This is a genomic window from Rahnella perminowiae, from assembly GCF_019049755.1.
In the GTDB taxonomy this organism is placed as follows: Bacteria; Pseudomonadota; Gammaproteobacteria; order Enterobacterales; family Enterobacteriaceae; genus Rahnella; species Rahnella perminowiae.
Genome location: NZ_JAFMOS010000232.1, coordinates 1 through 2,273, shown reverse-complemented (window position 1 = coordinate 2,273; position 2,273 = coordinate 1). Strand labels below are relative to the sequence as shown.

Genomic DNA, 2,273 nt, shown 5'->3' with positions numbered 1-2,273 from the left:
GCCTGATGCAGCCGTTTCATTTTATAACCTCAAATCTGCCAGTCTTTTCCCCAAAGCGCCGTTAGCGTTTCAGGTACATTCACGATTTTGACTTTTTCAGCTCCCTGCCACTGTGCAAAACGGCTGATTGCTCCGTGTATATCTTTTGCCCTTCGTGAAGCCATCGTGACATCCGGCTCAAGATGCAGGCTTTTCACTTCCAGTATTTTTTCTTTGCGATGCATTTTTGCATCCACCCTGCCAATCAGCTCACCGCGCTGCAATAAGGGAAGTGTGAAATATCCATACTGGCGTTTTGCTTGTGGGGTATAACATTCGATCCGGTATTCGAAATTAAATAACGTCGACACACGTTTACGATCCCATACCACCGGATCAAACGGTGAAAGCAGCGTGGTGACGGTTGAACCGATCCGTGATTTGATGGCTTGTTGCAGGAGGGGAAACTGTTTGCGATGAACATAATAAGTACCTTCGAGCCCGGTCACTTCGATCGGTGTAATCTCCTCATCTGCCAGCAATTGTGCAATCACAGCCTTGGTATTCACGCGCCTGAGGCGGTAGTAGTCCGCCAGCCATTCAGGTTTGAAGATGCCGAGATATTGCGCCGAACGCCGCAGCATCTGTTGTTCCGCCACGGCCTGTTCAAGCGTTTGGCTCGCATCGTCCCAGCCTGGCATCACCCGTTCAGCAAGGTCGTAAACCCGATGAAAATTACGCCGCTCTGACACCATCAGTTTCCCGGTGGTAAACAACGTTTCCAGATGCTTTTTATGCGGCTTCCAGTCCCACCAGCCACTGGCAGACTTCTTGTCTGCACTGAAGTCTGCCGAACGTACAGGCCCCTTGTCGGCAATATGGCTCAACAGCGCCGCAATATCCGTCTGATGTTCATCAAACCAGGCTTGCGAAAATTTCCACCCCATTCCCTGAGGATTCAGCATCCGGTGGCGCAGGAGTCCGTAATCTTCGCTGGGAATAAAACAAGCCTCATGTGCCCAATATTCGAATATTTTTCCTGCTGAGAGTGCCTGTTCCAGCCACTGAGGATCGTAATTACCTAAGCGGCTAAACAGCACAAGATAAGGACTACGCGCAACGACACTTATGGTATCGATTTGCAGTAAGCCCATATCACGGATCGTGTCCACGACATCCGCTGCAACAGGCTTTCGGGTGACAGGCTCAAGAAGATTTTGCGCAGATAAATGCAGGGCGCGGGCTGAAGCAAGAGATATAACCGGGTGAGACATATCGGTATCCGTGGCAGCAATTTAACTGCGGATACCGATAGCATATTTTTACCGGAGCGTAAAATTCAACTCAACGGTGAACAACAAAACCGGACTCAGAATGCAATAACATCAGCCGCGGAAGGGCCGTGTGCTACGCTGCGGTAAGTGGTGAACTCAACCTTCTGACCGGCACTCAGAGATTTATTACCCGTATTTGCGATGGAAGTACGCTGAACATAAATTTCAGAAGAACCATCGAGCGGACAAATAAAACCGTAGCCTTTAGCCTGGTTGTACCATTTAACTAAACCCATTTTTAACATCATAATTTCTATCCTTTCTTTTGGGCATCCATGAACACACTTTTTTATTATTGTTCGGATGCGTTTGCCCATTGCTAAGTTATTTTTTTATAAAAAACCTCTAATGAGCGAATTAGTTTTAACGATTATTTTTATAACTTTCGCGACATCATATACACGTCGCATTGACCTTTTCAGGTATGAAAAACCCGCCATCCGGCGGGTTTTGCGCTGCTAATATGATGAACGATTAACGTTGTTTCATATCATTACGCTCGTCTCTTTTCAGAGCGCAATAACGTTAGCAGCAGCAGGACCGCGCGGGCTATCCTGAATGGTGTATTCTACACGCTGGCCTTCTGCCAACGTCTTGAAACCCTCGGTTGCGATTGCGGAGAAATGTACGAATACATCCTTACCGCCATCAGCTTGCTCAATAAAACCAAAACCTTTGCTTTCATTGAACCACTTAACCTGACCATTTTTCTTAGACATATTTAAAACCTTTTTACGAAATATAAAATCCTGCCATTCGGCAATGTGAGCCAATAGTTCAGACAATTACTTATGGGGAGGACTTAGAAGGTTCGTCTTGGAAGCGGAATCATGGGGAAACAGATAACGTCTGGGAGGAACTGCTTTACTCTACACTCATACATAAATAGCGCTGCAACACAGGCTGCATGCATTTACTCATAAGTTCAGAGCAATAGCAACCCCCGCTGTGTAATTATTC

At 46.7% G+C, this 2,273-nt stretch carries 3 protein-coding genes; all 3 read right to left on the bottom strand.

What is annotated here, in order from left to right; all coding sequences use genetic code 11:
- Nucleotides 1–29: 29 nt before the first annotated feature.
- The 3 genes from J1785_RS01615 to cspE all read right to left on the bottom strand — a co-directional run bounded on the left by J1785_RS01615 (nucleotide 30) and on the right by cspE (nucleotide 2,032).
- On the bottom strand, nucleotides 30–1,253 hold the full coding sequence (locus tag J1785_RS01615) for a winged helix-turn-helix domain-containing protein (protein WP_217139096.1): 1,224 nt from the start codon (nucleotides 1,251–1,253) through the stop codon (nucleotides 30–32).
- Nucleotides 1,254–1,348: 95 nt separating this feature from the next.
- Nucleotides 1,349–1,561 (bottom strand): cold-shock protein, encoded by a 213-nt coding sequence (locus tag J1785_RS01610; RefSeq protein ID WP_095922608.1) that lies wholly within the window; start codon nucleotides 1,559–1,561, stop codon nucleotides 1,349–1,351.
- Nucleotides 1,562–1,822: 261 nt separating this feature from the next.
- Nucleotides 1,823–2,032: a transcription antiterminator/RNA stability regulator CspE gene (cspE, locus tag J1785_RS01605; RefSeq protein WP_129952493.1), complete on the bottom strand. Its 210-nt coding sequence runs from the start codon at nucleotides 2,030–2,032 to the stop codon at nucleotides 1,823–1,825.
- Between the last annotated feature and the right edge of the window lie 241 nt (nucleotides 2,033–2,273).